Origin of the sequence: Citrobacter sp. S46_ASV_140, from assembly GCF_018919545.1 — a bacterium.
GTDB lineage: Bacteria > Pseudomonadota > Gammaproteobacteria > Enterobacterales > Enterobacteriaceae > Citrobacter > Citrobacter braakii.
In genome coordinates this window covers 1-6,293 of record NZ_JAHLRC010000166.1, presented here as the reverse complement: position 1 = coordinate 6,293, position 6,293 = coordinate 1, and the positions used below count along the sequence as shown (strand labels likewise).

7 protein-coding genes are annotated in these 6,293 nt (G+C 52.1%); 5 read left to right on the top strand and 2 right to left on the bottom strand.

Annotated elements, in window-relative coordinates; genetic code table 11:
* The 5 genes from KQJ19_RS21745 to pmrB form a co-directional block, all read left to right on the top strand.
* A partial coding sequence (locus KQJ19_RS21745; protein WP_216404124.1) for an AraC family transcriptional regulator occupies nt 1–344 on the top strand: 344 nt, incomplete at its 5' end.
* Between the two features lie 127 nt (nt 345–471).
* Nucleotides 472–1,809: an arginine/agmatine antiporter gene (adiC, locus tag KQJ19_RS21740; protein WP_204552590.1), complete on the top strand. Its 1,338-nt coding sequence runs from the start codon at nt 472–474 to the stop codon at nt 1,807–1,809.
* Nucleotides 1,810–1,954: 145 nt separating this feature from the next.
* Nucleotides 1,955–3,592, top strand: coding sequence for a phosphoethanolamine transferase EptA (gene eptA, locus KQJ19_RS21735; RefSeq protein ID WP_216404123.1), 1,638 nt, complete (start codon nt 1,955–1,957; stop codon nt 3,590–3,592).
* A 4-nt stretch (nt 3,593–3,596) separates the two neighbouring features.
* Nucleotides 3,597–4,265: a two-component system response regulator PmrA gene (gene pmrA / locus KQJ19_RS21730; RefSeq protein WP_047499584.1), complete on the top strand. Its 669-nt coding sequence runs from the start codon at nt 3,597–3,599 to the stop codon at nt 4,263–4,265.
* Nucleotides 4,266–5,348 (top strand): two-component system sensor histidine kinase PmrB, encoded by a 1,083-nt coding sequence (gene pmrB / locus KQJ19_RS21725; protein WP_016155407.1) that lies wholly within the window; start codon nt 4,266–4,268, stop codon nt 5,346–5,348.
* On the opposite strand, the gene pmrR is transcribed toward pmrB, so the two are convergent.
* Nucleotides 5,342–5,431 carry an LpxT activity modulator PmrR gene (pmrR, locus tag KQJ19_RS21720; RefSeq protein WP_016155406.1) on the bottom strand — a complete coding sequence of 30 codons (90 nt, stop codon included), beginning with the start codon at nt 5,429–5,431 and terminating at the stop codon, nt 5,342–5,344. The two genes, pmrB and pmrR, sit on opposite strands and share 7 nt — an antisense overlap.
* Before the next feature lie 82 nt (nt 5,432–5,513).
* The coding region (locus KQJ19_RS21715; protein ID WP_216404122.1) for an MFS transporter at nt 5,514–6,293 on the bottom strand (780 nt) is incomplete at its 5' end.

Here is a 6,293-nt window from a genome sequence, read left to right as displayed (position 1 = left end):
TGCATATACTACGCAGTCGTATCAGCGACAGCGTTTATCACATTATTGAGAGCGATATACATAAAGACTGGAATTTAAGCATGGTTGCCAGTTGCTTATGCCTGAGCCCCAGTTTGTTAAAGAAAAAGCTCAAAAGTGAAAATACAAGTTACAGCCAAATAATTACCACGTGTCGCATGCGTTATGCCGTCAATCAATTATTGATGGATGGCAAAAACATTTCCCAGGTTTCTCAACTGTGCGGATATAACAGTACCTCGTACTTTATTTCCGTATTCAAAGAGTTCTATGGGATGACGCCTCTGCATTATGTCAGTCAACATAGGGAGCCATCCGCTGCCTGATTTTTAATCAGTTAGCGATAAGCCATAATAATATCAGCATTAGCGATACCCCCAGTCCGCCATCATAAAATAGTCTTCTGAAGAGGTATGATAAGACGTCATTTATCCTTATCAGGAGTTACTAAATATGTCGACGGATGCTGATGCTCACAAAGTGGGCTTAATCCCCGTCACCCTTATGGTGTCGGGGAATATTATGGGTTCCGGTGTATTCCTGCTACCCGCAAACCTTGCGTCAACTGGCGGGATTGCAATCTACGGATGGTTGGTCACTATTATCGGTGCTTTGGCGCTGTCGATGGTGTACGCGAAAATGTCGTCCTTAGACTCCAGTCCCGGTGGTTCTTACGCTTATGCCCGCCGCTGTTTCGGTCCTTTTTTGGGCTACCAGACCAACGTCCTGTACTGGCTGGCTTGCTGGATTGGTAACATCGCCATGGTGGTTATTGGCGTCGGTTACCTGAGCTACTTCTTCCCCATCTTAAAAGATCCGCTGGTCCTGACACTGACCTGCGTCGTGGTGCTGTGGATCTTCGTGTTGCTGAACATTGTCGGACCAAAAATGATCACCCGTGTACAGGCCGTCGCAACGGTACTGGCGCTGGTGCCAATTGTCGGTATTGCCGTCTTCGGCTGGTTCTGGTTCCGGGGTGAAACCTATATGGCGGCATGGAACGTCAGCGGTATGAACACCTTCGGTGCGATTCAAAGCACTCTGAACGTAACTTTGTGGTCATTTATCGGCGTGGAAAGCGCCTCCGTCGCGGCAGGTGTGGTTAAAAATCCCAAACGTAACGTGCCTATCGCCACCATGGGCGGCGTGCTGATTGCCGCCGTTTGCTATGTGCTCTCCACCACGGCGATTATGGGTATGATCCCTAACGCGGCGCTGCGTGTTTCAGCCTCCCCGTTCGGTGATGCCGCACGCATGGCGCTGGGAGACACCGCTGGGGCGATTGTCTCCTTCTGTGCCGCGGCCGGGTGCCTTGGTTCCCTGGGCGGCTGGACGCTGCTTGCCGGGCAAACCGCCAAAGCGGCAGCCGATGACGGCCTGTTTCCACCGATTTTTGCCCGCGTTAACAAAGCCGGTACGCCGGTAGCCGGGTTAATTATCGTCGGCGTTCTGATGACCATCTTCCAGTTCAGCAGCATGTCGCCAAACGCTGCGAAAGAGTTTGGTCTGGTCTCTTCAGTCTCCGTTATTTTCACGCTGGTGCCGTATCTTTACACCTGCGCCGCGCTGCTGCTGCTCGGCCATGGTCACTTTGGTAAAGCGCGTCCGATGTACTTACTGGTGACCTTTATCGCTTTTGTTTACTGTATTTGGGCCGTTGTCGGTTCCGGTGCCAAAGAGGTGATGTGGTCATTCGTCACACTGATGATCATCACCGCGCTGTATGCACTGAACTACAATCGGATCCATAAAAACCCATATCCATTGGATGCTCCGGTAAACAATAGCTAACGCAAACAGTCGTCGTTGCCCGATGGCGTAAGTTCATCGGGCCAACGCCGCCCCCCGCGATTCCTGAAATCAACATTAAGAACTTAAGGTTGGCTTAATTTTACTTTGAGAGGATTTGTACCACTTAGTCGATGGAACCCCCTTAATGTTTAAGCACCTGTTTAAAAGACCCACTCTCGGGCTAATCAGCTGGCTTCTCCTGATCTCATTTTATCTTGCGACTTTCCTGAACATTGCGTTCTATAAACAAGTGCTGCAAGAACTGCCCCTGGATTCTGTGCGCAACCTGCTGGTGTTTTTGTCGATGCCGGTCGTCGCTTTCAGCGTCATGAACATTGTGCTGACGCTGGCCTCATTCCTGTGGCTTAATCGCCTGGTGGCCTGCGTTTTCATTCTGGTTGGCGCATCGGCCCAATATTTCATCATGACCTACGGCATCATCATTGACCGTTCGATGATCGCCAATATGATGGACACCACACCCGCCGAAACCTTTGCTTTGCTGACACCGCAAATGCTCATCACGCTCGGAGTAAGCGGCATTCTCGCCGCGCTCATTGCCTGCTGGGTAAGAATCAAACCGATCGCCCCGGCCATGCGCAGCGTACTGTTCCGTGGCGCGAATATTCTGATCTCCGCGCTGCTGATCGTGCTGGTCGCCGCGTTCTTCTACAAAGATTACGCCTCACTGTTTCGCAACAATAAAGAACTGGTGAAATCCCTCAGCCCATCCAACAGCATTGTGGCGACCTCTTCCTGGTATTCACACCAGAGGCTGGCCCACCTGCCGCTGGTACGCATTGGTGAAGACGCCCATCGCAATCCGTTGATGGTGAAAGAAAAGCGTAAGAACCTGACGATTGTGGTGCTCGGCGAGACCTCACGCGGCGATAACTTCTCGCTGTCAGGCTATTCGCGCCAGACCAACCCGTTGCTGGAAAAAGATGATGTGGTCTATTTCCCCCGCACCACATCCTGCGGAACGGCAACGGCAGTATCTGTCCCCTGCATGTTCTCGGGTATGCCACGCGCGCACTACGATGAAGAACTGGCGCAGCATCAGGAAGGCGTGCTCGACATTATTCAGCGGGCGGGAATTAACGTTCTGTGGAACGACAACGACGGCGGCTGCAAAGGGGCATGCGACCGGGTACCGCACCAGAATATGACTAAGCTGAACCTGTCAGGGCAGTGTATTGACGGGGAATGCTACGATGACGTGCTGTTCCACGGGCTGGAAGAGTACATTAATAACCTGCAAGGCGACGGCGTGATTGTGCTGCACACCATCGGCAGCCACGGTCCGACCTATTACAACCGCTATCCTGCGCAGTTCAAGAAATTTACGCCAACCTGTGACACCAACGAAATCCAGACTTGTTCACAGCAACAGTTGGTCAATACCTATGACAACACCATTCTTTACGTCGACTATATTGTTGATAAAGCAATCAATATACTGAAAGAGCATCAGGATAATTTCACCACCAGCCTGGTCTACCTTTCCGATCACGGTGAATCCTTAGGGGAAAATGGCATCTATTTACACGGCCTGCCGTATTCGATTGCGCCAGATACGCAAAAACATGTGCCGATGCTGCTGTGGCTCTCAGAAGATTATCAGCAACGCTATCAAGTCTCTCAGACATGTTTGCAAAAACGGGCAGGCTCAGAGGACTTCTCACAGGATAATCTCTTCTCAACCCTGCTGGGATTAACAGGCGTGCAAACACAGAAATATCAGGCGGCAGATGATATTCTGCAACCCTGCCGGGGAGGCTAAACGAATGAAAATTCTGATTGTTGAAGACGATACGTTGTTATTACAGGGACTGATACTCGCCGCGCAAACAGAAGGCTATGCCTGCGACGGCGTATCAACGGCCCGTGCCGCGGAGCAGTGTCTGGAGACCGGCCATTACAGTCTGGTGGTTCTGGACCTGGGCTTACCGGATGAAGACGGCCTGCACTTCCTGAACCGCATCAGACAGAAAAAATACACCGTGCCGGTGCTTATCCTCACCGCCCGCGATACGGTGAAAGACCGGGTCAGCGGGCTGGACGTTGGCGCCGATGACTATCTGGTCAAACCGTTCGCACTGGAAGAACTGCATGCCCGCATCCGGGCGCTGCTGCGTCGTCATAACAATCAGGGTGAAAGCGAACTCATTGTCAGTAACCTGACGCTGAATATCGGTCGTCGCCAGGTGTGGATGGATGGACAAGAAGTTATCTTAACGCCGAAAGAATACGCACTCCTGTCGCGCCTGATGCTTAAAGCGGGCAGCCCGGTACACCGGGAGATCCTGTATAACGACATCTACAGCTGGGATAACGAACCGTCGACCAATACGCTGGAAGTGCACATTCACAACCTGCGGGACAAAGTGGGTAAAGCACGTATCCGCACAGTCAGGGGATTTGGCTATATGCTGGTTGCCACTGAGGAAAGCTAAGTGAAGCTACTGCAATATCTAAAAAAACCGCTCCCGCTTCGTCATCGCCTGATGCTGACCATCGGTCTTATTCTGCTAGTCTTCCAGTTGATTAGCACCTTCTGGTTGTGGCACGAAAGCACCGAACAAATACAGCTATTTGAGCAGGCGTTACGCGAAAATCGTAACAACGATCGCCACATCCTGCATGAAATCCGCGAGGCCATCGCCAGTCTGATCGTCCCCGGTATTTTTATGGTCAGCCTGACGCTGCTGATTTGCTACCAGGCAGTGCGGCGTATTACTCGCCCGCTGGCGGATCTGCAAAAAGAGTTAGAAACGCGGGCAGCCGATAACCTTGCTCCGATTGAAGTTCACAGTTCAACCGTTGAGATCCAGGCGGTCGTCTCAGCGCTCAACGAGCTGGTGACGCGGCTGACGAGCACCATTGAAAACGAACGCTTATTTACCGCCGATGTCGCCCACGAACTGCGCACCCCACTGTCAGGCGTTCGCCTGCATCTGGAATTACTGTCCAAAACCCATAAGGTCGACGTTTCACCGTTAATTGCCCGCCTTGACCAAATGATGGACAGCGTATCGCAACTGCTGCAACTCGCCCGCGTTGGACAGTCGTTCTCGGCCGGGAGCTACCAGCACGTCAAACTGCTGGAGGACGTGATTTTGCCCTCCTACGATGAACTCAGCACCATGCTGGACCAGCGTCAGCAGACGCTGCTCCTACCGCAAAGCACGGCGGACGTTGTCGTACGTGGCGATGCGACGCTATTACGAATGCTGCTGCGAAATCTGGTGGAGAACGCGCATCGTTACAGCCCGGAAGGCACCCATATTACGATTAGCCTGAATACAGAGCATGATGCCGTTATCGCCGTCGAAGATGAAGGCCCTGGCATTGATGAGAGTAAATGCGGGGAGCTGAGTAAAGCGTTTGTGCGTATGGACAGCCGTTTTGGCGGGATTGGGCTGGGGCTGAGCATTGTCAGTCGTATCACCCAGTTACATCACGGGCATTTCTATTTGCAAAATCGTCAGGGAACCACCGGCACTCGCGCTTGGGTGGAATTAGCGAAAGGTCAGTAAGAACTCACCCAAACGTACAAAAAGCTGCTGACGATCAGCACGCTGCACACGGTGGTCAAACTTTCATAAATGCGGTTTTTCATGACACTCTCCTCCAATACTCTGGAGGAGAGTTTACCTGACACAGATTAAGCCAACCTTAAGTTGATATGATAAATCACATGATTACTCATCAATCCGCGGATGCTGCTGCACCAGGCGCGTACGCTTAAGCTGCAGCTCAGCAATTTCCTGATCGATATCTTCGATTTTATGCTCAATATTATCGTAGTGCTCGCCGAGGAGCTCTTTCGCTTCATGAATATCCGAAGCGGCAGGCGTAGCCCCCTTCAGCGGCTGATTAGCCGTCTCTTTCATGGTCACGCCGGTAATTAAACCTATCACCGCAATCACCATCAGATAATAAGCAGGCATCATCAGATTCTGCGAGCTTTCCACCAGCCATGCGGCCAACGTCGGTGTCAGACCAGCGACCAATACCGAGATATTAAACGCTGCGGCCAGGGCACTGTAGCGAATATGCGTCGGGAACATCGCTGGTAACGTTGACGCCATCACCCCGGTAAAGCAGTTGAGGATCACCGCCAGCATCAGCAACCCGGCGAAAATCAGGCCGATGACGTTACTGTTAATCAGAATAAATGCCGGAATAGCCAGCACAAACAGCGCAATACTGCCCATAATCACAAACGGACGGCGTCCGAAGCGGTCGCTGAGCAGACCCATCACCGGCTGCACAAACAGCATACCAATCATGATGGCGATAATAATCAGCACGCCGTGGTCTTCAGAGTAATGCAGGTTATGCGACAGGTAGCTCGGCATATAGGTGAGCAGCATGTAGTAGGTGACGTTGGTGGCAATCACCAGACCAATACATGCCAGCAGGCTGCGCCAGTGCCTGGTCGCAATCTCTTTAAACGACACCTTCGGACCGTCCTGCAG